The sequence below is a fragment of the Roseobacter sp. EG26 genome (genome assembly GCF_049830555.1).
In the GTDB taxonomy this organism is placed as follows: domain Bacteria; phylum Pseudomonadota; class Alphaproteobacteria; order Rhodobacterales; family Rhodobacteraceae; genus Roseobacter.
The window spans coordinates 1-24,441 of sequence record NZ_JBNBLH010000006.1 but is presented as its reverse complement, the minus strand read 5'-3'; the positions used below and the strand labels follow the sequence as shown (position 1 = coordinate 24,441).

Here is a 24,441-nt window from a genome sequence, read left to right as displayed (position 1 = left end):
CCAGCCCGTTTAGTGACTATAGAACCTGGACGCTCTGCCCTTCGCTGCCTGGACGTGCATCCAGTCGTAGTTCTGCGCGCGTCCCAATGAGTACCAACCCTCGTTTTCGAATGCTTCCCAAAAGGCTTGGCAATCAGCATGCGCCAAGGTCGGAGGCGGCGTGTCATGTGTTGTGCGCTTCAACTCATTCTTTGATCCATAAAAATCAATTGCGATGCCGTAAGCATGGGTCGACATCCGTGTGCCTCCTGTAATCTTGCGGCACACGTAATCTCCCGAAAAACGGTTCAGACCAAGCTGATTCACCTCGGATTCAGAGTAGCTTGCCTCGATCGCCGCCAGAATCCGTTCCAGTGATGGCGCAACAATTTCGTGAACTTTAAAAAAGCTGCGCGATTGAGCCATATTCCAGTCAAGAGGCATCCTCCACGGGCTATCAACTTTCACAATCCTTGGCTCAATGGCGCTGCAGTTGTTGTTTTTGCGCGGAGTCCCATAAAACGCATTCAAATCGGAAGCTTTATCTGAGGGCCAGTTATTTGGGTTAACGTCGATGGGGTCCGATTCGAACACGTTGATGATCTCGAGCCCATCAAGCGTACGGATATAAAGCGTCGAGGCATTACGTGTATCGGTTCCCAGCCAACCGTCGATAACACCTGGATCAAAACCCGCATCCGCTGAAAGCATTTGGATACAGGCGACAAATTTTCTCTTGTTGGGCCACGCGCTGTATCCCGACGGCAAGCGGGCATCATTTGCCAGCAGATAGGCATTTGCTGCCGTCAGAGAGTTTCCGCCCAAATCACCGTCAATCTCATCTGCGTAGATACCGAGGTCCTTCAACCCCCGCTGGATTGCCTTCGCTTCAGATTTGCGTAGTTCCATGACCATATACCTCTCTCAGTCAGAATATTGATTTATCGAATTCTTGAAACAATCGTATTTCTGGAGAGTTTCTTGCGAAAGTTCTCCGGTCTTCGTTCTATACCCCACAGTTCGGTGCGAGACTGGATCAGATGATTGTGAAATCTCAAATCGTCCAATGGCATCTTTGTAAGTCAGTTCCAGATCGGTAAAATTATCGGTGGGCGTATCACGTTGGGTCAATTCACGTTTGGCCAGCGCTCCTAAGAAAATATCATAGGGTGTGCCGCCCCATTGCGGTGAATAGAGATAGAATTCGGTACGGCCATCCTCCGAGCGAACCCATATGGACAGTGCTTCTTTATCGATCGATGAGGTCCGGGACGGCTCCACTTCCATTCCCTGAGGGATTTTGACAGTGAACCAGGCGCCTTCATATTGAAATCCTCCGCAGCCATCGTGTTCAGCCGTGGCGTTCGATCCTGATAACCAAAACCACGAAAAGGACAGCGAGAGAAGAAGTACAATGCCAGCAGGAATAACATATCGTCGCATCACTATTCTCCAATGCGGACCTTAACCGATACCGATTTTCAAAAAACTTTTCTTGTAGATATCGAAACGATAAACCGATTTTGCGTTTCGGTAAACAAGTCCGCCATTGATCGGGCACAAATGCCCCACGAGCCCTCATCCGCAGATCTTCGAATACACCCGATCGCTTGGCTGCAAACTGCCCAAAGAGAACATTGAAATGAATGGGCAGAGCAAGCGACGCTGGCACATCTTCGCACGCAGAGAATCCAGACATTTGCGAATTTAAATTGTGCGCGGCGAAGGAGGCTATCGCCGCGACGAGACGACTGCCTGCTTGCGGAATGGCGGGCTAATAAGCCTCACAATGCTACGCGCCCAGTTCTCTGATTTCCCGTTGAATGGACCATTCAATGAGCTCTGCCCAAAGCTTGCGGGCAAGCTCGGGATCCAACCCTTTTGCCGTTGCCGTTGCGCTGACCTTACCCAGAACTTCCGCCACGCGGTCTGTTATTCTCGCGGGTAAACCTTCAGCTTTTTTAAGATCAACGGCGCGATCTATATAATGACTGCGGGCGACCAGCAGCGAGATGAGTTCGACGTCCAGAGCGTCGATCTGCACGCGAAGCTCTGCCATTGAGTGACAGGTTTCGGGGGGTAAAAGAGTGTCCATATGCGCTATCCAGTCTGATTATTAACAAGGGTCCGGTTGGCCAAGCAATTGGCGGAGGTATCCTAAAGCACGTTCTGAGCGTTCTTCGCAAACGACTTCCGAAGGACTTGGCAGGCGGCCGATAACGCGTCGGATCTGTTGATCGCCAATCAAAAGATCGAGGTACAGACCAACAGCTTCGCCGGCATGTTCAAACGCAAGCTGGCCGTCGTGCCTCGCGCGAAGCAGAACCTGCTCCAGCAAAGGGAAAACCGCTTCGCGGCCAGCCTTTGACAGTGTCGCACCCAGCTCACCGGTTCTGTCCGCTGCAGCGGCGCGGTTCAGGGCGACGGCGCGATCACCGGTGAGCAGCCTGAGCAGTTTCGGGCCAAGCGTGCCGAGAATGGACAGGGCATCATGATCGGTCTCCAGTTCGGCTTCGAGGTGCCGTTTCACTTCTTCTGCATTCCGGGCAACAAGCGCCTGAAACAGACCCTGTTTGTCGCCATACCAATTATAAAGCGTCTCATTTGACGCCCTCGCCTCTTTGGCAATGCCAAGCATCGAGGTACCACTGTACCCCTTTACTTCCAACAGCTTATAAGCGGCCTCTTCGATTTGCTTTTGACGCCGCGACCGCTTTTCTTCCCGCAATCTTTTTTGCCTCCGGATTGTTGACAGCATCCGTAACCGGAGTTACGGATATATGCAACCGTAATATTAAATACGCTTTTGAGGATCCAAAATGACCCAACCGAACCGGCATGCATCTGCCGCTCTCGTCACGCTGATCCTGCTACAGCTGATCATGCTGTCCGCGCTCAACGCAGGAATCAGACCGCACCCGCCCGCAGCGACACCGCTTTTTGGTATTGCGCCGTTTATTGGCGCCTCGGTATCCATCGCCGTGTCCGCCCTGATCGTGCAGCCTTTGACAACGCCGGTGGGTCGTGCCCTCAGCCTTCTTGCCGTGATGATGGCATTGGTTTCCTTCGGACCGCAAAAGTACTTTGATGCACAGTTTGGCCTGATCTGGCCGGCGGTGGTATTGGGCCAGATTGCCGCTGTCGTGATCTTCGCTCGGGTGATGGGCGCCAGCCGGATGAATGTCTAATACTCTGACAACAAAAAACACTCAGACTAAAGCGTTTTGCTGAGCCCAATTTTCACCCACAAAAAACCGTGGACAGAACGCCTACGGCATCTGACCCACGCAAATGCCGCTGTCCCGGCGCATCCAAAGTTTTCTGCAAGATCATCAACAACGAGAGAGTTTGCATGAGGCGAAGACGGGGAGGTTCTCGACGGGACAGAAATCGAAAAACTACGGCCCCATCCACCACGCGCGCAGTTTTGCTGACGATAGTGTGTCTCTGAGCCCAATAGCCACAACACCCAGAGATTGAACATCTTCGAGCTTCTGGAGGTCGATTTGCGCGCCGACAACGTGAAGTTCCCAATACCTGCCGGCGGTGTTTGGAAGCAGAGCCTTCAGTCTCAATAAGCCTGGTGGAATGGACGAAAGACGGGCGTCAAGGTCATCCTTTGACAATGCCAGGGGTGCCGGTTCGGACCATTGCACATAGGCCGGATGGGGTTGAGTTCCGGGCGCTGGATCGAGAGACAAAAGACTGCTCCCGAAGACCACCCCAGTGACCGCCGCGATGTCCGAAGTGCTGACACATGGCGCAACGCCTTCACCCTTCAAAAGAGATGCCACCTTTTCCCGGCTGGCTTTGCTGACAGCAATCAGGTCGGCTGAGCGGAACTGATCCTTCACCTGCTCGGAAATTCGCGGGTCAGCAAGCTGACGCTCGACATTCAACCCGTCGATGACGGTAATGATGCCTGCATAGCGCAGCTCCTTCTCTGCCAATGACACGGCAGCAATCTTCGCCGGGTCCGCAATGCCGCTGGCTTCGACCAGGATGTGGTCTGGGCGTGGCCTGCGATCAAGCAGATCGCCAATTGTGAAGAACAGATCGCCCGACATGGTGCAACACACGCACCCGTTGGTCAGCTCGATGGTATCTTCGCTGGCCGATTGCAACAGGGCGGCGTCGATGTTGATCGCACCGAAATCATTAACCAGAATGGCCAGCCTCAGCCCGTGATCCAAGCCCAGCAACTGGTTGATCAAGGTTGTCTTGCCAGCGCCAAGATACCCACCAATCACCGAAAGGGGTACAGGGCTCATAGCAAGTGCACCCGACCTCCGGAAACCGTGCCGAGCACAGGCACGTCTTTCAGTTCTGCCGCGTCGATTGTTGACGGATCACTTCCCAGCACCGCAAAATCGGCGCGTTTGCCCGGTTCGATGCTGCCGATTTCATGGTCCAGCCTCAAGCTACGGGCAGCACCCAACGTGATCAATTCCAACGCCTCCGGCACCGAAATGCACTCTTCTGGGCCAAGCACATGGCCGCCCATGGTCTGGCGGTTTACGGCGCACCATGCCGTGAACAAGGGAGCAAGTGGGGTCACCGGGGCGTCGCTGTGAACCGCGACCATCCCACCTGTGTCAATGGCGGTGCGGACGGCATCCATCCGTTCTGCACGATCTGGACCGATGGTCAGAGCGGCGTGTTGATCCCCGAAGTACCAAAGATGGTTGGCAAAGATGTTGCAGGCCACGCCCAGTTCAGCGGCGCGTTCGAACAATGCGCGATCCATCATTTGACAATGTTGCAAGACATGCCGCGCGCCGGGCCAGGGATGCGCGCGCGCTGCGGCCTCCAGCGCGTCAAGCGAGACCTCGGCGGCCTCGTCGCCGTTCACATGGATGTGCATTTGCACCCCACGGTGCTGCATTTCCCGGGTCACAGCAAAAATCTCGTCGGGGGCCATATTCCAGATGCCGTTTGGTTGCCCACCGATATAGCCCGGCCACCGAACACGCGCGGTCCACCCTTGGATCGACCCGTCGGTCATCAGCTTCACGGCGCCAAGTCTCAACTTGTCGCTCGATCTTTCGCGCAACGCCAGTGCCTTGTCAGCGACCTGCGCAGGTGCGCCGCTCGCCCCAAGAGCCGGGACAATCCGCAGAGGGTAGTCTTCGGCGCCTGTCAGACGCAGCATCAGCGCGATGTCCTCGTCTTCCAACATGGAGTAAAGGTCGGTCATCGTGGTGACCCCGGCACGCACCGCAATCTTGCCATAGCTTTCGATGGCGTCGGCACTTTGCGAAAGAGTTCTGAAGTCAATGCCCATGCGACGCAAAACCGGGAACATCGCGGCCATTTCCTGCAACTCACCAGTCGGGGTGCCGTCGGGGCCTTTCACCACACCCTCCAAGGGCGTCTGGGCGTCATAGCCTGCCATTTCCAATGCCACAGAATTCACGCACATCAGGTGGAAGTTGGAAAACAATACGGCGACCGGCCGGTCGGTCGAGACTTGATCCAGATGCGATCGGTTCAACCTTTCAGAAGACAGAAAAATCGGATCGAAACCCCAGCCAAAAATTTTCTCGTTGGATTGCGGCGTATCCAATTTGAGGCGAGCGATCATTGCCTCCGCAGTATCAATTCCGGCCCAGGTCTTGCCCTCAGGATCGATCCGGTCGTGATAACCGACATAGGTGAATTGCCACATTGCACCCGCCATTAAGTGCGCGTGTCCCTCGACAAGCCCAGGCATCAGTACCGCATCAGCCAATCGGTCGTCGGCGACGAAGTCCCCCCAGGGCGCGGCACACTCGCTGTTGCCAACTGCGAGAATCCGACCGTCGCGCACGGCGACATGGCTGGCCACGGGCCGCAGGCGGTCCATGGTGATGATCTTTCGTGCTTTGAAAACGCGTATTTCGCTCATGGGCCTGCCCCGCAATTGTGCCGCAGCTTTGCCGATCCGATCTCCAAAGTCTATCAGCACCACCACTTAATTCCTTGACGGCACAACCATTCCCATGATCCGCTTCATTCAAAACAGAAAATAAAACGTCAAATGATCTTGGGAGGTCCAGAATGATCAGAAGAAGCCTATTGAAAACCACCGCAGCGTTGGTGCTGGCGACTGTAACGGCGCTGCCGGCGGCGGCGGCCGACGTCACGATGAATGTCGGCTTTGGCGCGCCCGAGGAATCGCTCTATGGTCGTTTCGGCAAGATTTTCCAGGCCAAGGTCGCCGAGATCTCCGGCGGAGACATCGAAGTCAAGTTGCGCTGCTGCAACCAGATTTCCAGCGAAGACGAAGCCTTCAAGGCCATGCAGCTTGGCACTGTCGATGGTTTCTTCATCACGGCCAACAACGTCTCACCGCATTGGCCGCTGATGGATGTGACAGTCCTGCCCTACATCTTCCAAAACGACGACCACTTGGCGCGGGTGCTGGACGGCGACGTCGGGCAGATGATGAAGGACAAGCTTCAGGCTGATACCAGCGTTCATCTACTGGCTTTCGGTCCTGCGCTTTATCGCGATTTTTACAACTCTGTACGGCCAATCAATACGATGGCCGATATGGATGGCCTGAAAATCCGCGTTCCCAAGAATGAGGTCATGATCGCCACCTTCGAAGCATTCGGGGCGAACCCCGTGCCGCTGGCCTGGTCAGAAACACCGACTGCGCTTCAAACCGGAACCGTCGACGGCGGCGATAATGGGACATCCTTTATCCGTGACATGAAGTTCTTCGAGTTCGAGCCTCACCTCGTGATCCTCGAACACTTTGTCTCCTTCGCGCCCCTATTTGCCTCGGACAACTTCATGAAAAAATTGACCGACGGGCAGCGCGCACAAATCCTGGAAGCGGCCGAAGCGGCCGGTGTGGAGTTTGCGGCACAGGTCGCGAATGAGACCGAAGAAGTGCGTCAGTGGCTGGTGGACGAAGGCGGCATGACCCGCACCGATCCGGATAAGACAGACTTTGTCGCAGCAGCCAAGACTGTTCAGGACGATTTTGCCACCAAACGCGGTGATGAGTTTGTGGAACTTGTGAAAGCCATTCAGGCGGCAGCTGAATAAGCTCTTCGAGAAAACACCGGGGGCGTGACCGTGCCCCCGGCCAAACAAAATTGAGGCAAGGGCAGACATGAAGGCACTCAAATGGCTTGAGCAGCATTTCGAGGAGCTGATTTGCTGCGTGTGCCTGTCCATCATCGCGGTCAGCGTTTTCGCGCAGGTCGTCGCCCGCTATGTTTTCCAGATCGCCCTGCACTGGACGGAAGAGACCGCTGCAATGTGCATGGTCTGGGCAGTTTACATGGGGGCCTCGCTCTGTGTCCGGGAACGCTTCCACATCCGCATCATGGTTGCGGTGGCTTCGCTGCCCACGTCTTTCGGACGCATCGTTATCTTCATCGCCGACATCCTCTGGGCATTCTTCTGCGTGTTCATGATCCGGGTTAGTTGGGATTATCTGGTGATTTTTTGGCGGTTCCCTGAAACCAGCCCCAGCCTTGGGATCAACCAATTCTACCCTCAAACTATTTTGGTCATCGGATATGGCCTGATGTTGATCCGGCTGATCCAAACGTACTTTGAATGGTGGCGAGACGGTGCAGACGGCCTGCCCGGCATGCTTGCTGAAGAGTGGGAAGAGACGACCAAGGATCAGGAGCAGTCACTTTGAGTCCGCTCATGATCCTGGCCATCGTCTTCGTTCTGCTGACGATCATGGGTATCCCGCTGTTTGTCTCAGTCGGGCTGACAACGGCACTGGCGCTTTTCCTGATAGACATCCCCTACACGCTGATGGCGCAAACCGGTTACGGCAGCCTGACGCCCTTCCCGTTGCTAACCATCCCCTTGTTCGTCCTTGCCGGACGATTGATGGAAACGGGCGGCATGGCCAACCGAATGATCGCCATCGCCACAAATCTTGTCGGGGCTTATCGCGGCTCCATGGGGCTGGTCACGGTCTTTGCCTGCATGCTGTTTGCCGCCCTCTCCGGATCTGGACCCGCGACGACGGCTGCCATCGGCTCTGTCACAGTGCCGGCGATGAAACGCGACGGCTATGACGTGCCTTTCGCCGCCGCCATCACCGCAAGCGCGGGCGCGCTTGGCAGCCTGATCCCACCCTCGAACCTGATGATCATCTATGGGCTGGTGTCGGAAACCTCGATCCCGCGACTGTTTCTCGCTGGTCTCATCCCCGGCTTGATGGTGACGATCCTTCTGATGATTACCACCTATATCATTGCACGCCGCCGTGGCTATGGCGGCGATGGCGATGCCTTTTCCTGGGGGCCGTTCCTGACAGCGGCCTGGGACGGTAAATGGGCCATCGGCGCACCTGTCCTCATTCTGGGCGGCATCTACGGCGGGGCCTTTACACCGACGGAAGCGGCCGGTGTCGCTGTCTTTTACGCCCTTTTTGTGGGGCTTTTCGTCTATCGCGAATTGACCCTGATGAAGATCGTCGAGGCACTGCGCTTTACCGCACTCCTGACCGGCATCCTGATCCTGCTGACACCGACGCTGGCCTTTGGGCAATTGACTGCCTTTTACGACGTGCCGACGGCCGTGCAGGAAGGCATCACCTCGATCACCACGAACGTGTTTCTCGTGATGCTGCTCATTGGCATCTTTTACATTTTCATCGGCACCTTCATGGAGAGCCTGGCGCAGATTGTTCTGTTTACGGCCGTCTTTCTGCCGCTGGTCACCTCGCTTGGCGTTGATCCGGTAATGTTTGGTGTCTTCACTGTCATCACCTGCGAGATCGGATTTCTGACGCCACCGCTTGGGGCCAACCTCACAGTCGCGGCCCGCATTTCAGGCATCTCGATTGAACGCATCTCCGTCGCCGTTTTGCCGTTCATCCTTGCTTATATCATCGGAATGGTGATCCTGATCTTCTTCCCCGAATTGACGTTGTTCCTGCCCGACTGGGCCTACGGCGAGGCGAAATAGGAGGCCCGTTATGTTCGATGTGATCCTTAAAGGTGGCGAGGTTCTGGACGGGACCGGAACAGAAAGCATGACCGCTGATGTGGGCGTGACGGACGGCAAAATCGTCGAAATCGGAGATTTGAGCAAAAGCACCGCCGCCCGGGAAATCAATGTCGCGGGCCTGACCGTCTCGCCGGGTTTCGTCGATATGCACACCCATTCCGATTTCACGCTCATCGCGGACGGTCGCGCGGAAAGTCAGGTGCATCAAGGGGTTACCACCGAGGTTATCGGCCAATGCGGGATCTCTTGCGCCCCGGTCTGTTCCCACAAAGATATCCGCGCTGTGTCGCCCTGGTACACGGATCGGGCCAAACATCGGAACTGGCTTGGGTTTGGAGAATATCTTGATGCATTGAACGCGACCGGTCTTGGGGTCAACGTTATGGCCTTCGTCGGACACGGTACAATTCACCGCGCGGTTCTGGGTGACGAATTACGCGCCGGCGAACCCGAGGAAGTTGTCAAGATGGCCAGATTGGTCGATCAGGCGATGGAGGAAGGCGCAGGCGGTTTCTCCTCTGGTCTGGAATACTTCCCCGGCATCCTCGCGGCGCCCGAACATCTGGTCCCCATGTGCGAAGTCGCCGCCGAACGCGGCCGCCTCTACGCCACCCATGTCCGCAATCGTGATACGCATTACGACCTGGGGTTTGCCGAAGCCATCGCCACGGCCCGGCAATCGGGCGCGCGTCTCCAAATCAGCCACATCCAACCAAAGTTCGGCGCGCCGGATTACGCGATGAACCACACGCTGGAAATGATCGAACTGGCACGCCAGCATGATGTGGATATCGCCTTTGACGTGATCCCGCATGATTGGAATCACACTCTGATGGCTGCGATCCTGCCAAAATGGGCGCAGGCTGGTGGTGTTGAAGAGGTCATGAAACGCCTCGCTGACCCGGTAGCCCGCGCGCGCATCAAGGCAAACCCCCAGCCCATGTGGCTGATCGTAAAGGCCGAGAAATGGGAAGACATCGTCCTTTTGAATGCCACCGTGAACAAAGATATCGTCGGGGCCGATTTTGCCGAGATCGGGCGCATGCGGAACACGCACCCATATGACGCCGTCCTCGATATCTTGCTGGAAGAAGGAGACAACCTCATGTCCTGCATGTGGTCGTCGAAGAGCTTTCGCGACAGCGATCTGGACCTCTGTCTGCAACAACCCGAATGCGCCGTCATCTCTGACACGGTTGCCATCGCCAACGACGGCATCCTGAAAGATCACATCGGCTCTCTCAGCGGATATGGCTGGGCGGCGCGCTTCTTGCAGTATTATGTCCGGGACCGGAATGTGCTGAGCCTTGCCGAAGGGATCGCGAAGATTACCGCCATCCCCGCCGAACGTCTCGGCATAAAGGATCGAGGCAAGCTGCGCCCCGGTTATGCCGCAGACATTTGTGTATTTGATCCGGCCAATATCGCCAGTAACGCAACCGCACGGCACCCACGCCGCTACGCCTCGGGCATCGCCCATGTTCTGGTCAATGGCAAACTGGCCATGTCCAACGGAAAGCGCACCGAGGTGAACGCCGGGCGGGTTATCCGAGAGTTTGCGGCCTGACCTCTTCAACTTCCATGATCGCACGAAGAACTGAAATGCGCTGCCTCTAACATGGTCCCGCGTGCTTATCACTTAGTGGGGAAGCGTATTTAAATCCATATGAGGACCGTCAAACAGCTCGAAAAAAGGAGCAACGATGTCCTGGAGTAATTCGAGTTTCGACTGAAAATCATCGTTTCCGAGCCTTTTTGATTATACCGTTCGCCGTGTTCATTGACAACTTGCGCCCCACTGTCGCTGTCAAGGACAGCGGGAAGCCCGACGATCACACCCGAATGATCGTCACCAAAGACGGTGAACCAGCGGTTTCCGGTTGTGATGTCCCGTTCGCACCGAACCGGAAAAACGATGTGGATGACTATTCTCATTATGTTGTCGTAGTCAAAGGTCGTTTAACCGATAACAACCTGGCATGCAGAACTCATCAGGGGCAGTGACTAGTGCCATGCAAACAGGCCGGACACACGATTGTACTGACAGACCGTCGCAATCATAAGACTCTTGCCACGCACGAGCCATCCACAAGCGGTATTCGCCACATCATCATCTCGTGCTGCGGTGCTGCTTCCCTAAAACGACGTTGACGGTAAAGGCTGCTCAGCTTCGGACAGCTATGTTAGACCCGGCACAATCAGTCGGCCAAGGGTTCTGGCGTGGTGCAGCTGATCAGGGCTTCAGTCGGTGAGTCACCCGTGCTGTATACAATTGTGATCAAACACGAGCTTTTGACGTTCGAAGGATGTATGAGCTCTCCGCGCTTCCTGCCCTTGCTACCGTTAGCGCTCCGATACACCTCAAAAAAATCAAAGGATAGAATGCTTTGGACGTAATTTAACTATGGAAGCGGGCTCTGAGGGTGCATTTCTGACGCATGCCAAGTCCAACCAATAGACTAGGGTCAGAACTCATAGCCAGTAAATGACGATAGCGGCGAGCGCGATGGCTGACAGGAAGACATTTGGGCATCTGTCGTATCGGGTTACAACACGCCGCCAATCCTTCAGCCTACCAAACATGATCTCGATCCGATTGCGGCGTTTGTACCGGCGCTTGTCGTATTTCACCGGATTCTTCCGTCGCTTCCGGCCAGGGATACAAGCGTATCCCTTTGTCTTTCAATGCTTCCCGAAACCAGTCGGCATCATAACCACGGTCTCCAAGTAGACGGTTGACTTCCGGCAGGTTGCTCAGCAATGCATGCGCACCGATGTAGTTGATTTCGGTGCCCCTGATCGCTTCGAGCGCAGCTTTCGTTGATCGTCGATCTAGTAACCAGAAGGCGACACCTAAAGTCGCAACCACTGCCGTGTAGAACTCCAACGGATTTGCCAGAAACAAATATTGCGCGAAGAAGGGACGCCCCTTTCACGCGATGAGCTGTTTGAAAAGTTGGCGGAGCGCGATATTGTTATTCACGGGAACAACCCACCTGTCGTTCTTCAAACCATGCTTTGGCGAATGCAAGAACGTATCGTTCATTTGAAAGGTCACGGTTACTGGCCGCGTGAAGATGCTGATATGGCGGCAGATTATGTTGGTGGCACCGAACCGGAAGAGAGTGAAGATTTAGATAGCCTCATATGAGCAAATGATCGGGGCATCTAGTGTCAGTTCCGCTTTGGGTCAAGCACGTATATAAGTCTCAACAAAATTTCCACTTTTAACGTGCAAAATTCCAAACCAACTCGGAGCAAGATCTAGACCTGAAGGTCCGCGGCGAGAAGGCTTTCTGAGATCAGTTTGTCTATGCATTCGGCGTTTGCGGCCAACCAATCGATGGCAACATCTGGCGGATGTCGGCTCCTGATTGTGACTTCGATATCAAGAGCTTCAATCGTTTCAATTTCCAGTTGCAATCCAGCGAGAAGATGCTTTAGCGCATTGGGTGCCGTTCGAAGGAAATCTCGGTTGGCTGCTATCCAGCCATCGTCCTGCGGACCCATCGCGTTTTCAGGGTCCGAAAGTAAGGCGAGATCCGTCGTCGCGTTGACGAATGATGGTCGCCAAACGGCAGCAGCAAATCGGCGACCTTTTTCCGTGCCGTTTTTGATCCACTCAAACCAGTCTTTTTCCGGCACCGCATGTACATGGAAACCCGCTGTATCCAGACCATGAACCTGTAGGGCATTGCGCGCGCGGCTGGTGAGTGTTGCACCACCAGATCCCACTGACACCACCGCCCGCTCAACGGCATCAAACTGCGCAAGGTCAAGGATGCACCGAGCTCCGTCCTGCGCCAGTCTTGGCGATGCAGCAATGTAAAACCCGCCCCCGCGAAACAGGCATCCCAACTTTACAGCCCGTTCTTCGATGGGGGACCATAAAGTTGCATGCGCGCTTGGAAGCCAAGTGGCACAGAAAACGTCGATTTCCCCTGAGCCCAGTCTGGGGTAGATCTCGTCGTGGAACGCCATAACATGTTCGGTGGCATATCCGGCCCTTTCCAACACGGCGCAAACAACTGCGCCTTGAACGGCGTAAAATGACAGTGGCGGAGATCCTACTCTGATTGTCATCGCCTTGAAGATCTCGCTCTTAGTTGCATGTCACGGGATGTTAACGCCATTCAAAAGCTGCCGGTCAAAGACGAATTCGACGGTTCACCACGTCGGGCTTCAAGGGGAGCGTGCCGATTGGCGAGCGGACTCAAGTGCGGCTTGCCAGTCATGCGCATGAACCGACACAATTTCTCCTCGTTGTGAGACGAAGAAAATGGGTGGATATACCAGCTCTAGCTGCGGCACCGCCAAACGAAGGATTGGGTCGCGATCACCGTAAGCGCCCGGATTGGGGACGTCGCGGGTCCTGGTGATGATGTTGTCCTCGATCGCGAATCCATACGCCCGCCCCACCGCCTCAACATCTGACAAGTTGTTCCGCTTGAAGGCCATGCAGGGTGGGCAGTCTTCGGCACCATAGAAGTGAAATGTCACATTTGTGTTCGTACCTGCTTGTCCAGATGACCCCACCGCGAGGGCAGCAAGTGACGCGGTGCAGAACATCCGTCTGTTCATATTGACGCTGCCTGATTGAACGAGATGAAGTGGGTTTAGCATGCGCATTCTCCGTCTTTGGTGTCAAAGCGATCAGCATCAAGGCCATTTGCGGCAAATGCGTCAGATATGGATGGAAGGACGTCCCAGGCTTGGGCCGCAATCGCCCAGCCGTCCGGATTTTTGACTAAAAGAAAAGCGCTGATATCTTCTGTGACATCTTCTTGTTTTTCGTGCATTTCACAGCCCGCCATGGCCACGGCGACATTGCCCGTGACCCAGATGTGCAGACCAACACCTTTCTCCTCAAAGACCGAAATCCGCCCGCTCTCTCTCAAGGCGCGCATGCGTCTACCAAACTCTTCTGCGGTTTGACCACGCGCGGGCCGCACCGAAGCAAAAAGCTGAGCGCCTTGCAAGTAAATGCCCGTTAGGGCTTGCGTGTCTGGAGGGGTATCTTCGTTCCAACAAAGAGACCTGAACTGGGTTGCGATCAATTTGGCAATGTCGTCGCGATCACGCGAGATTTGTTCTGTGTCAGTCATGAGGCACCTTGGGTTTTAGCTTAAAGAAGGCCGATGCAATTCATCTCGCTTCGGCCCAAGAGACAGAGCGCGGTCAATCTAATCGCCCGACATCCTGTAGCCTGAATGTCTCCTGCAGGGGGGCATTTTCCTCGAGCGTCGCCCCAAGCGTATGCAAATATCCATGTGTAACGACCATCCGCCCATCGACTATCACTCCTGTCGTAGGGTAGCTGTCGCTTGCCGCCGTGGTGCCCAAAGACTTAGCGCTGGCCCACCCGTTCTCAGACCTGAGCAGGTGAAACGCGTTGCCAACAGTGTCGCCCGCTCGGTTGGTGATGGCCAGCAGGGTCCGGTCATCGACAAGTACCAGCCCATCCGGCGCACGCAAAGATGTGTCGATCGTAACCTTTTCAAAGCTGGCAGGGTCTTCGAGCGGAACGCGGAATATGCTGCCATCGCTTTTCTTCGCGACCAGTAGATATCCGTCGGGGTGCACTACGATGCCATTAAGGTTGAACCCCGGGCCACGAAACGCCTCGTGCGCAATGAAGACGTCCCCCCGCCCCTCCGGCGTGACCCGGTATATTGCAGCCGCAAGACTGTCGGTCACATAGGCATTTCCATCATTATCAACCGCCAGGTCGTTGATGAAGTTGCTTTCGCCAGGACGCAGCGCAGACAAATCTATGAACTGCAAAGGTGCACCCGTCTCCAGATCATAAACCCCCAGCGCGGCAGTCTCAAACCTATCTTCAGGTCCGGAACGCTCGGCGACGCCGTAATCGGCTGAGTTCACAAGCAGGCGGCCGCGGGTCGCGTCGGCCCGAATGCCCACAACAGATCGCAGACGATCATCTGCAACCAGCACGGTTGGTGTCCCGTCGCGGTCCACAGCTACGACTTCGCCCCGGCGGATGGAGCCAAGGAGAAAGCGGTCGCGCGCGGCATCATACTCCACGCCTTCCGGATAGAGACCTGGGTCTACGATCTCCAGGAAAGTCCGGTCATCGTCGTGCAGAGTGACTTCAGCTGTCGCCTGCGAGGCCGCGAAAGATGAGGCTGTCATCATCACAGCATACCTGAGAGCTTTGAGTGCCATGTGCAGTTTCCTTAGTTGTGTTCGTCACAACGCATCTGGCCGCGTATCTGGACAGAGGCATCGGAAACCTGGTGAGCGTGGGAAAATTTCACCTTATTGTGAAGGTGAACCCACAAAATACGTATTTACAGTGAAATAAACTCAACATAACCGGATCTTGATGTCTTCAGAATCTGTTCCATATGCCGCGATCCAGCTGTTTGCTGAAGCGATAGAGCTTGGATCCCTGAGGGCCGCAGCCAAAGAATCCGGTGTCACGCCATCCGCTGTAAGCCACCGAATAGCCACGCTCGAAGCGTGGATTGGCGCGCCGATATTGGATCGCAGCGTGCGCCGACCACGGCCGACGGCACTTGGTCGGGCTCTTCTGGACGGGTCTGCACCCGCCTTTGAACGGCTGGATCGCGTGGCAATGGCGGTCAGACGCGCGTCGCATCCGGGCCGCGTGGTAATCAGCGCGCCGCCTGCGATAGCTGCTTTGCGCCTTCACCCTATTGTCAGCCAGATTGATGAGGGACTGACCATCGAATTGAGATCGGCAAATTTCAATGCACCCGTCGAGGATGATCCGGTCGATCTTGCCGTACGGTTTTTACACGATGGACCGTCGGACATGCGCCTTGGGGCGCCCGGATGGTCAGCTGTTTGTGCGATTGACCAATGGGAACGCATCGGATGTCCGCACCATGTGCACGACCTGAAGGATGTTGCGCTCCTGCACGAGGCGGTTTTCAACTTCTGGCCAGATATCCTAAGCGGCAGGTCAAAAGTAACACCGCCAAAATTCGTCCCTTTCGGAGACGCGTTGAGCGTCTTTTCCGCGGTCGCGTCCGGGTATGGCGTAGCACTCCTGCCTCGGGAAATAACGCGCTTGGCCGTTGAGCGTGGTGAACTTGTCACGTTTCAGGGCGGCAATGCCGAACCGGAGGCCGCATTCTACGTGATCCCGACAGAAATTGGCAAGACGCGCGATACCGCCATAGCGTTACAGCGACGAATCATAGATAGCTTCTGACCTCGAGAAACGCAGGCAGATGGCAGGAATGCACTTGTCTTCGCAATGAAATTTGGTTGCGAAATTTACAGATGCTCGACCTTCAACACGCTGAATTGAGCATCAGGTTTGTACTCAGACTATGAGTATAGTCGGCCCTCGATTTTTCGCCCGAAGTGAACGGCAGGTTTATCGGGCCGCACCGCAACACGCGAGAGCTCCAATGGAAGGGGTGGGGCTTCAGAAGTCATTGAAAGATCTTTTGTCACAAGCCCCCAGCAAAACTCCGTTTGGTTTTGGCAGGGTTCTAGCCAGCATAGTAATCCGGACTTTCGTGCGTAGTGCGGCATTATGGGCTCGCAACCGCCCTTAGATCGGTCGCAGCATGCTCGCCTGCTGATTGGCTCCGCACTGTAAGGACGACCCGAAGCCGACCTCCACAGTGCGGTCTCGATGCTGCGGCGCGGCCCGTCGAACCTGCCGTTCGAGCAAATTTAACCAATGACTGCTTTGTGAAGGAATTCGGGAGGGTGTATTCAGTCTGAGTGCTGCAACGCACTCGGCTTCGGTTCTTGAATTCTGGTTTGATCTCGGCCTGCTTGTTTGGCCTCGTACAGGGCCACGTCAGCCAGCTTTAGTATGTCAGCAAAAGGGCCCGAGGATGTAGCCGTTCGCCAAGAAGCGCCGATACTGACCGTAAACTTGCATACGCCCGTTACCCGATCTGCAAGTGCTATGTGTATCCTTCTGCAAATCAGTTTCGCGTGTTCCAAGGATGAATTCGGCAGAATGCAGACAAACTCATCACCACCTACGCGGGCGATTGTATCGGCTGACCTGCACGTGGCTTTCAGCACCTTAGACAGCGTCGAAAGTGCTTCGTCCCCGACTTCATGACCATGCGCGTCATTGATGGATTTGAGATTATCGATGTCCATCATCAAAACTGCCACCGCCGCCCCGGACCGGTCTGCATCCGCGAAGATGCGCCGGGCGGCGGCATCAATCGCGCGCCGGTTGGCAAGACCCGTCAACGCGTCTGTCAAGGATAGATGCTCCAGCTGTTCCTTCTGACCTTGCAGTTCAAGCCTTGTGGACTCAAGTTCGTGAAACAACTTGTCTCTTTTTTCCGCCTCGACGAATACCCATGCAAAGTTACCATTTGGCAAGCGCCTGACACTGACCACCTTCGGGTGTCTGGCGCCTGCAATGTCGACAACCGAAAGCTGGGACTCAGAGCACCGACCCTCCTTCAAGACGGTTGGAACAATGTAACTGCTACAATACGCCACCGAGGCTGTCGTCAGAAACTTGTGGACCGATGCCCTTTCCAGCACCTTTGCTTTCCACCCCAGTTCTTCTTCAAAGTATCTGTTTGAAAACAGTATTTTCTGATCGCGCGTGGTGATCAGACACCCGCAGGGAAACTGGTCGATGTCGACCATGTCGTTTCGATCAAACCTACTCAAGTGCAAATTGCACCATTGTCGGCGCAATCTCGCAAGGATGGGTCATATGCAGACAGTGACCATTGGCTTCGACTATTTCCAGCCGGGCATTGATCATCTGAGCCTCAACGAACTTGCCCACTGAAACCGCAGCAAGCGTGTCCTCGGTGCTCTGGAAGATCAGTGTTGGCTGCTTGGCCTTCGACAGCAAGTCGCGGCAATCCGAAAAGAAGGTGGCACGCGCAAAGGTCTTCGCAAAAAGTGGATCTGTTGAACAAAAGCTGTCTGCGAGCGTCTCAACCATGTCGGCCCCACTTACACCCATGACAATAGGGGCCAGATGATTGGCCCATCCGACATAGTTCCGGTCCATAAGCCCTAGCAGTTCTTCCAAATCTGCCCGTTCAAAGCCACCTTGGTAGTCAGGCGGATCATTTAGAAAACACGGCGACGGGCAGACCATCACCAGCTTCGAGATGATGTGAGGGGCCTCAATCGCCGCAATCAACCCGGTCATGGAGCTGACAGAATGTCCAACCAAGGTGACATCCGATAGGTTCAATGCATCGCAAACGTCGACAATGTCTTGGGCGTAGCCCTCCAGCTTTGAATATTTTTCGCCCTTGAATGCTCTTGGATCAGATTTTCCCGACCCGACATAATCGAACAAGACAATTCGAAAATCCTGCTCCAGATAGGGCGTCAACAACTGCCACATCGTCTGGTCGCACCCAAATCCATGGGCCAGAACGAACGTTTTGGTTCCCGCTCCAAGGACGGTGACATTGTTACGGGCCAGAGTGTCGTCCAAGATCATTTGATGTGTTCTCCCAAAGCTCTCAGCGCACTAAAACAGCTCGGCATGCAGCTCTGGCGACGCAACGCGCAAACACTGCGTTAGTATTGCTTAATTTTTGATTAATTCTGTGGTCGAACCGTACATCGAAGACATTCGTCCAATAGCGCAGAACCGGTCAAAGTGAGTTCTTTATCGACCTTAGAGCCGACGCAGCATCGGCAAATTTCTAGCGCACCGTTTCATCGAGCGGCCCAAAGCCGACCTTGAGCACAGTCCTCAAATTCTAGACTTGCACCCGCGTTGCCGACATTCGCTGCGCGCGCGAAATCTTGATGTCGTCTGGAAGCCGCACTACGGGACGGAGCGGCCGGTTGCTACGGGCACGCAATGGCCCGCTTTGTAAATCGGCATTGGTGCTGACCCCCGATAGTTATCCAATATTGGAGCTGTTTCAGAATCGATCCAGTCTAAGGTGACCGAAGTCACGAAAAAGGTGAAAACGCAGAGCGCGAGAGCCTGACTAAACCAGGAATGGTTGATCACGGATTCGTTACCGCTTGGCTGAAACTATTCTGGTGCCGCATTCGATACTTGAGTGATCCGGAAAGAACATTTGTTCGGATTGTCCGGGTCGATTGTAAACAAAGGATATTAGTTATGACTGAAGCATTTATTCCATCACGGCGCATCAATCCCAGTGAAATTACCGTCCTAGAGGAGCGGCGCGCGACGAACCCAGCCGATCCATCCCCGTCCGATTTTGCCTCCCGGATCGCCATGGCCGATGCGGCGGGACTCTTGGCACAGGTGCGTATGCTTGCGGAACTCGAGCCCGATCTGATCGAGAGCGATCCGCAGATGGCTCTACTCGCCAAAATGAAGGCCGAGGACCTGCCATACGTTTCCCAAGACATCAAGGAAATCGCCCCTGTAATGCGCGAATCCTTCAACGCCTTCGCAGTGAAATGGCCGGAGTTTCCAGATTATCGGCCGCCAAATTTTGTTTCGTTGTTCTCTGAACTCTACACGGATGCCCTGCACATCTCAGGGCTGACGATTCCATGGAGGTCGACCGTGAACACCATTGTAACACCCGATCGGCGAGGCCTGACATGGATCGAGGACCGTGACTATTCTGCTCATGTGTTCTTCGTAATTGAGGCACGGCTTCCAGGAATAGAAGAACCCTTCGCCCAACTGATCCGGCGGCAAGACGCCGGGGCTGTGAAGCTCTATAGCGATGGGCAAGACTATACATTTACACAGGTCGACGGTGAATTCCCGGGCAAGTTGGACCCAATCCTGCATTCCGACCGGCATAAGTCATTTCCAAAAGAGGTCGCGAAAGGCACCTTCCACCGCTTCACGCATATTGCCGGCTACGATCCACTGGCGGTGGCAAAATCCGGAGAAGTTCTGTCAAAGGATGAAATCAAGGCGCAGCGCCAGCAATATGTCAACGATGATGATCGCTCGAAAGGTCTGAAGACACTGGCCCTGTTGGGCAATCACATCCATGAAGATCTGCGCTACTATCTGGTCGATGCCTTTCTTGTCCTTGAGCCAATACCGGCGGGCTCGACGAAAACACCGTTCGTGAGCCGCGTCGCCATGTCTCAGATCGAGAACAAGGCCAAGGCGCTGGCAGGAAAGTTGGCCGATACAGTGCTCAAGAATCTGCTCGGTCCGGTGGGCGGCGCTGCCTCGGCGCTCGGTAAGGCGTTCATCAATGAATTGACCAAGGAATTGAAGGCAAACGACGCCCCGGTCTCCAGCATTTTGACGATCCCACTCAATCAACGTGGTTTGAATGGCAAGGCAGTCAGTACAAACAAGACCGAGATTCCGATCGAGAATGAGACCCCACATTCAAAGTTCGACACTCCCATCGGCACAACTCCCGAGCTCTGGGCCTACGGGTCCGGCAGGAACGATGTGCTGTTTGAACAGGATGAGTCGAGTGTGATTGCGATTGGTGCCCTCAAGCGTGCTCAGAAGAAGATGGAGACGCGTTTCGATATATGTCCGTCCGTGCGGCTGATGATCAGGCGAGGCAAGTTGGAGGGGTCCACTCCGAAATAGCTGATCGCAGCGGCACGGGTTGTCGCATACATCAGTGATGGAAATTCTCCTGCTATTCTTTCTGGGCCTTGGGCTGCATGTTCAGTTCCGATTGAAACAGGGCAACCGTTCTGTCTGGAGAATTGGTTGTTATAGCTTTCAGCAATGCCCGTTTCGGAGACCCAGACGGGCATTGCTTGCAAGATTGGAGGCCACCGCCTGATATGAGTTTCCGCTCTGATCGGCGAGGAGCGAAGTCGACATCGGAAGGAGGTAGATCGATCTGATAAGAACGGTTGGGGCGCAGGTTCGTCTGCCAACCCCACAATTGACATTGGAGACGATCCGCCACCGAAAACCATTGTGAGACGCGAGCACCACGACCGTCTTGGTCGGATTTTGTGCATCTGACGGGCTCGGCCTACTTGTATGTACCGGCTGCTGCTCGCAAATGATTTTTCGCATGTTCTTGGAAGTCGCTCTTACGTATCCGATGAGGTAGACGCCCCTCCGACGGCATCGATGTGCCAAACTGGTGGTGTGATCACCACGTTGAGGAGGAGACGTCCATAGAAGAGATTGGCATAATTGGCGTAGATCTGGCCAAGAACATACTCCAAATTCACGGAGCGACATCCGATGGGAGGCTGGTTTTCAAGAAGAAGGCTCGGCGATCAAAGCTGCTGTATCTGCTGGCTGGTATTCCGACTTGCAACGTGGCGATGGAGGCGTGTGCCAACTCTCATCATTGGGAACGTGAGATTGGAGCTCTTGGGCATACTGTCAAAATGATCCCCCTATCTACGTGAAGACCTACGTCAAGCGACAAAAGAACGGTGCAAATGACGCTGAAGCAATTGCTGAAGTTGCGTCTCGCGCCACGATGCGTTTTGCTGCCGTGAAGAGTGCGTAGAAACAGGCATCAGGCATTGCACTTCGAACCTTTGACCTGCTCGTGCGGAAAAACCCAAACAATTAATGCACTGCGTGGGCATCTGGCAGAATACCGAATGGTAGCACCTTCTGGGACGGTTCATCTCAATCGGTTACAGGCAGCGGTCAGAGACGGGATCGATAATACCAGGCATAGGCCCTGCGCCTAAGAGCGTGCGTATCCGAGTTGGACCTAAGCCGCGCATCTCCATACGGACCTGCGGCGTGTTGGGTCCTTCTATCACCTGGGCTCTTTGCTTACCTCTGAGGCAGTGCAGAATCTTGATTGTCGCAATCCTTCAATCACCGATGAGGACGGCCTCAAAGCGGTCACTCGAGTGGGCGCTAGGATGCTGCGGTCGCAGCTCGCTTTGCCAACATTCGCTACGCCAGCATCATCCGGAAGCATTGGACCTCACACTTTGCCGACGAAGACGAAATCCACCGCTGTCGTCTATTTGGTATTTTTAAATCGAGACATGCCATAAGGCATTAGATTTTAATACCGCATTCGCAAACGTGCCTTTCGAGTTTATGTCTTTCGCCGCATCGGTTGCAGTCGCATGTAAGTAAGCGAACGCCAAAGCCACTCCAATGGGCCAAAACGGAATCTCGCGAGCCAAAGCGGGGCGATGATTATCTGCAAGGTCCAAACTGCAATGACGATTGGCACCTGTTCCCAACGTTCAACATAGCCGAAAAGGCCGATACCGAACCCATAGAAAAGGAATGTGCAGATCAGTGATTGCATGATGTAGTTGGTGAAGGCAGTTCGCCCAACCGCCGCGAGCCTTTTTTGCAGGCCCGGTAACCACTTCCCTTGCACCAACCGCATAACGACACCGATATAGGCCAAAGCTATGGCGATGCTGCCGATGTAGTTATAAATTATCCCCATCCCCAGCTGACCGAAGAGGGGATCATAGCCGTGTTCGGTCAGCTTGAGGGTGCTGAGAGTGACCAGCGGCAGACCGACCGCCAGCCCCGCGATCGCAAGCTTCACGTAAAATCGCGCAGAGCGACGCCCCGCCAAAACACCGGTTTTGAACAGCCCCATGCCGATCAACATAAGACCCCCCGCCCGCCAAAAGAGGAAACCTGGGAGGGCAGCAAGGTGCATGTCCAGGGTGGCTGGAATGCGGTACGCGAATGCCTCTGACCAACTACCCCGGTATGCTCTGAGCTCGGCGGCGATCTCTTCCATCGTGTAGGCGAAGTCTGCCGCGACCTCCTTCAGGACCACCGGTGGGGCAAGTGTCAGCGAAAGGTTGATCAGCAGGGGAATACTGAGCAACACCGTCCCGAGAATAAACAACCATAGCGCTCGCAGGTTGCGCAGCCAATAAAGCACAAAAGCCGCAAGCGCATAGGTCACGAGGATATCGCCATACCAGATCAGGTAGGCATGGATCAGGCCAAAGACCAGCAGCCAGAAGTTCCTGCTATAATGATGCGCGAGCGTGGGGAGACCTTTGGCCTGCCGCGTCTGCGTAACAAGCACGATCCCTGCGCCGAACAAAATCGAAAACAGTGCCATGAACTTCGTGTCAGCAAAGGCATGGCTGAGCGCCCAAACCCACCAGTTTGTGCCGGTCAGATCGCCATATTGCGACGGATCGAAATAGGCCGCCTCAACCATCGCATAGCTCTGGATGTTCATCAGCAAAATGCCCAAAAGCGCAAAGCCTCGCAGCACGTCGATACTCTCTATCCGGTCCCGTGCGCGAACCGGTGCTGCAAGTGCCGTCACGATCGCCTCCTGTTTTGCGGCCTGTTCGTGGTGATGTGGCTTGGCCCTTTCCGGGGCTTCGGCTGCAACACTCTAAGACAAACTGGTATCGGGTGCGATGGCACTCTAAACAAAATATGCCGTTCGCTGCGATTTACCACTCGCGTTGGTGGGGCAGTAAGCTGACCTCAACGCCAGAACCTGCGGCATCATAGTCGCGGCTCCGACACCTTGAAGAACGCGTGCTGCAATCAACACCGCTATGCTCTGCGCCGTTCCTGCAACCAGACCACCAAGTGAAAAACCGGCCACACCAAGCAGGAACAACCGGCGACGCCCGAGGGCATCTCCAAACCGGCCCAATGGCAGAAGGAGCGCTGCGAGCGGCACCAGGTACGCCAGCAAGATCCACTGTGACTGCACACTCGTCGCTCTCAGATCAGCCGCGATACTCGGCACCGCGAGGTTGACCACTGTAACATCCAACAGTGTGACAAACGCCGCGAGCAAGAGAGCCCAGACAGCTGTCCATTGCGCGCTTGTGGCGTGCGATTGGTTTGATTGCGGGTTGGACATGGAGACTCCAGTTCGATCAAGTCACGTGATCTATATTGTCACATGACTTGCCATGTCAATCTCACGTGTCGACAATTGTCACGAGATGCTGGGTCAGTTACAGTCCACACCATGAGAACAGACAACAGGCTGCCCCGTGTGCTACACATCTTGCTTCATCTCGATGAGATTGATGAGCCGGTGACGTCTGAGCGCATGGGCGAGATGTTTGGCATGGACGCCTCTTTGGTACGGAGGACCATGGGCGGTCTGCGAAAACACGGGCTTGTGGCGTCGATCAAAGGGCACGGCGGCGGGTGGCACCTACAGCGCCCGACGGCCGAAATCAGCCTGTTGGAGGTCTATACAGCGCTTGGCTCCCCAAACGTCTTCGCTATAGGCGCGCCAGAGCCCTCCTCTCCGTGCTTGCTGGAGCATGCAGCAACCGATGCGACCAGAGCCGCCTTGGAGGCCGCACGTCGCCTATTTGAAGAAGAACTTAAAGGCGTATCCGTGGCAGACTTGGCGAGTTGAGTGAAGGCAAAGGCGCCCTCTTGAGTTCGCGCTGCCGACCCCGCAAAGACTATCATTCGCAGAGGCTCGGCCCATTCCGGACGTTCAGTAAGTCGTTTAGCGTAATGGCCCAGTTCCTCAAATCGGGCGTTTGTTCGCAGTGCAGCGCTCAAATCAGAAAAAGAGATTCAATCCCGCCATTGATACGATTAGAAAAAGAATAGTCATGACGCCGCCAGAACGAACGAAGTCGATCACCCTATAGCCTGCG

General features: G+C 55.1%; 23 protein-coding genes and 1 pseudogene. 9 read left to right on the top strand and 15 right to left on the bottom strand.

Features of this window, described 5'->3' with window-relative positions; all coding sequences use genetic code 11:
* Window positions 1-9 precede the first annotated feature (9 nt).
* The 4 genes from ACOTTU_RS14380 to ACOTTU_RS14365 all read right to left on the bottom strand — a co-directional run bounded on the left by ACOTTU_RS14380 (window position 10) and on the right by ACOTTU_RS14365 (window position 2,707).
* Entirely contained in the window at window positions 10-888 is an 879-nt protein-coding gene (locus tag ACOTTU_RS14380; protein ID WP_298914144.1) for a M15 family metallopeptidase, read from the bottom strand.
* 15 nt (window positions 889-903) lie between these two features.
* Window positions 904-1,422, bottom strand: coding sequence for a hypothetical protein (locus ACOTTU_RS14375; protein WP_298914138.1), 519 nt, complete (start codon window positions 1,420-1,422; stop codon window positions 904-906).
* A gap of 349 nt (window positions 1,423-1,771) precedes the next feature.
* Window positions 1,772-2,038, bottom strand: a complete 267-nt coding sequence (locus ACOTTU_RS14370; protein ID WP_425659004.1) for a chorismate mutase — start codon at window positions 2,036-2,038, stop codon at window positions 1,772-1,774.
* 57 nt (window positions 2,039-2,095) lie between these two features.
* Complete coding sequence (locus ACOTTU_RS14365; RefSeq protein WP_425659002.1) at window positions 2,096-2,707, bottom strand: TetR/AcrR family transcriptional regulator; 612 nt, start codon at window positions 2,705-2,707, stop codon at window positions 2,096-2,098.
* Window positions 2,708-2,798: 91 nt separating this feature from the next.
* On the opposite strand from ACOTTU_RS14365, the gene ACOTTU_RS14360 reads away from it, so the two are divergent.
* Window positions 2,799-3,167: a hypothetical protein gene (locus ACOTTU_RS14360; RefSeq protein ID WP_298914129.1), complete on the top strand. Its 369-nt coding sequence runs from the start codon at window positions 2,799-2,801 to the stop codon at window positions 3,165-3,167.
* Window positions 3,168-3,377: 210 nt separating this feature from the next.
* Here ACOTTU_RS14360 and ACOTTU_RS14355 read toward each other — a convergent pair whose 3' ends face one another.
* Both ACOTTU_RS14355 and ACOTTU_RS14350 read right to left on the bottom strand, forming a co-directional pair.
* Window positions 3,378-4,250, bottom strand: a complete 873-nt coding sequence (locus ACOTTU_RS14355; RefSeq protein WP_425659000.1) for a CobW family GTP-binding protein — start codon at window positions 4,248-4,250, stop codon at window positions 3,378-3,380.
* Window positions 4,247-5,866 (bottom strand): amidohydrolase, encoded by a 1,620-nt coding sequence (locus tag ACOTTU_RS14350; RefSeq protein WP_425658998.1) that lies wholly within the window; start codon window positions 5,864-5,866, stop codon window positions 4,247-4,249. The genes ACOTTU_RS14355 and ACOTTU_RS14350 overlap by 4 nt, the downstream gene beginning before the upstream one ends.
* A gap of 152 nt (window positions 5,867-6,018) precedes the next feature.
* On the opposite strand from ACOTTU_RS14350, the gene ACOTTU_RS14345 reads away from it, so the two are divergent.
* The 4 genes from ACOTTU_RS14345 (at window position 6,019) to ACOTTU_RS14330 (ending at window position 10,519) form a co-directional block, all read left to right on the top strand.
* Window positions 6,019-7,017, top strand: a complete 999-nt coding sequence (locus ACOTTU_RS14345) for a TRAP transporter substrate-binding protein (protein ID WP_425658996.1) — start codon at window positions 6,019-6,021, stop codon at window positions 7,015-7,017.
* Between the two features lie 67 nt (window positions 7,018-7,084).
* On the top strand, window positions 7,085-7,624 hold the full coding sequence (locus ACOTTU_RS14340) for a TRAP transporter small permease (protein WP_425658994.1): 540 nt from the start codon (window positions 7,085-7,087) through the stop codon (window positions 7,622-7,624).
* Window positions 7,621-8,910: a TRAP transporter large permease gene (locus ACOTTU_RS14335; protein ID WP_425658993.1), complete on the top strand. Its 1,290-nt coding sequence runs from the start codon at window positions 7,621-7,623 to the stop codon at window positions 8,908-8,910. Before ACOTTU_RS14340 ends, ACOTTU_RS14335 begins: the two co-directional genes overlap by 4 nt.
* A gap of 10 nt (window positions 8,911-8,920) precedes the next feature.
* Window positions 8,921-10,519: an N-acyl-D-amino-acid deacylase family protein gene (locus ACOTTU_RS14330; protein WP_425658992.1), complete on the top strand. Its 1,599-nt coding sequence runs from the start codon at window positions 8,921-8,923 to the stop codon at window positions 10,517-10,519.
* A 905-nt stretch (window positions 10,520-11,424) separates the two neighbouring features.
* Here the strand turns inward: ACOTTU_RS14330 and ACOTTU_RS14325 are convergent.
* Window positions 11,425-11,731: pseudogene (locus tag ACOTTU_RS14325) on the bottom strand (transposase); the annotation flags it as partial.
* Between the two features lie 129 nt (window positions 11,732-11,860).
* Here ACOTTU_RS14325 and ACOTTU_RS14320 point away from each other — a divergent pair.
* Entirely contained in the window at window positions 11,861-12,103 is a 243-nt protein-coding gene (locus ACOTTU_RS14320; protein WP_425658991.1) for a hypothetical protein, read from the top strand.
* A gap of 113 nt (window positions 12,104-12,216) precedes the next feature.
* Here the strand turns inward: ACOTTU_RS14320 and ACOTTU_RS14315 are convergent, their stop codons facing one another.
* The 4 genes from ACOTTU_RS14315 to ACOTTU_RS14300 form a co-directional block, all read right to left on the bottom strand.
* Complete coding sequence (locus tag ACOTTU_RS14315; RefSeq protein WP_425658989.1) at window positions 12,217-13,035, bottom strand: glycine betaine ABC transporter substrate-binding protein; 819 nt, start codon at window positions 13,033-13,035, stop codon at window positions 12,217-12,219.
* 99 nt (window positions 13,036-13,134) lie between these two features.
* Window positions 13,135-13,575 (bottom strand): hypothetical protein, encoded by a 441-nt coding sequence (locus tag ACOTTU_RS14310; protein ID WP_425658987.1) that lies wholly within the window; start codon window positions 13,573-13,575, stop codon window positions 13,135-13,137.
* Window positions 13,569-14,057, bottom strand: a complete 489-nt coding sequence (locus tag ACOTTU_RS14305) for a hypothetical protein (protein WP_425658985.1) — start codon at window positions 14,055-14,057, stop codon at window positions 13,569-13,571. Before ACOTTU_RS14305 ends, ACOTTU_RS14310 begins: the two co-directional genes overlap by 7 nt.
* 73 nt (window positions 14,058-14,130) lie before the next feature.
* Window positions 14,131-15,138 (bottom strand): hypothetical protein, encoded by a 1,008-nt coding sequence (locus ACOTTU_RS14300; RefSeq protein WP_425658984.1) that lies wholly within the window; start codon window positions 15,136-15,138, stop codon window positions 14,131-14,133.
* A 160-nt stretch (window positions 15,139-15,298) separates the two neighbouring features.
* Here ACOTTU_RS14300 and ACOTTU_RS14295 point away from each other — a divergent pair, with 160 nt between their 5' ends.
* Window positions 15,299-16,153, top strand: coding sequence for a LysR family transcriptional regulator (locus ACOTTU_RS14295; RefSeq protein WP_425658982.1), 855 nt, complete (start codon window positions 15,299-15,301; stop codon window positions 16,151-16,153).
* 515 nt (window positions 16,154-16,668) lie between these two features.
* Here ACOTTU_RS14295 and ACOTTU_RS14290 read toward each other — a convergent pair.
* Together ACOTTU_RS14290 and ACOTTU_RS14285 are read right to left on the bottom strand one after the other, a co-directional pair.
* Complete coding sequence (locus ACOTTU_RS14290; protein ID WP_425658981.1) at window positions 16,669-17,601, bottom strand: GGDEF domain-containing protein; 933 nt, start codon at window positions 17,599-17,601, stop codon at window positions 16,669-16,671.
* Window positions 17,594-18,397: an alpha/beta fold hydrolase gene (locus ACOTTU_RS14285; protein ID WP_425658979.1), complete on the bottom strand. Its 804-nt coding sequence runs from the start codon at window positions 18,395-18,397 to the stop codon at window positions 17,594-17,596. The genes ACOTTU_RS14290 and ACOTTU_RS14285 overlap by 8 nt, the downstream gene beginning before the upstream one ends.
* A gap of 639 nt (window positions 18,398-19,036) precedes the next feature.
* Between ACOTTU_RS14285 and ACOTTU_RS14280 the strand changes: the two genes are divergently transcribed.
* A complete protein-coding gene (locus ACOTTU_RS14280) occupies window positions 19,037-20,461 on the top strand; it encodes a hypothetical protein (protein ID WP_425658977.1) in 1,425 nt (474 codons plus the stop codon).
* Window positions 20,462-21,905: 1,444 nt separating this feature from the next.
* Here the strand turns inward: ACOTTU_RS14280 and ACOTTU_RS14275 are convergent.
* Entirely contained in the window at window positions 21,906-23,123 is a 1,218-nt protein-coding gene (locus tag ACOTTU_RS14275) for a DUF418 domain-containing protein (protein WP_425658975.1), read from the bottom strand.
* 105 nt (window positions 23,124-23,228) lie between these two features.
* Window positions 23,229-23,678: an MFS transporter gene (locus tag ACOTTU_RS14270; protein ID WP_425658974.1), complete on the bottom strand. Its 450-nt coding sequence runs from the start codon at window positions 23,676-23,678 to the stop codon at window positions 23,229-23,231.
* 111 nt (window positions 23,679-23,789) lie between these two features.
* Between ACOTTU_RS14270 and ACOTTU_RS14265 the strand changes: the two genes are divergently transcribed.
* Entirely contained in the window at window positions 23,790-24,191 is a 402-nt protein-coding gene (locus ACOTTU_RS14265) for an Rrf2 family transcriptional regulator (RefSeq protein WP_425658972.1), read from the top strand.
* The last annotated feature ends 250 nt before the right edge of the window (window positions 24,192-24,441 follow it).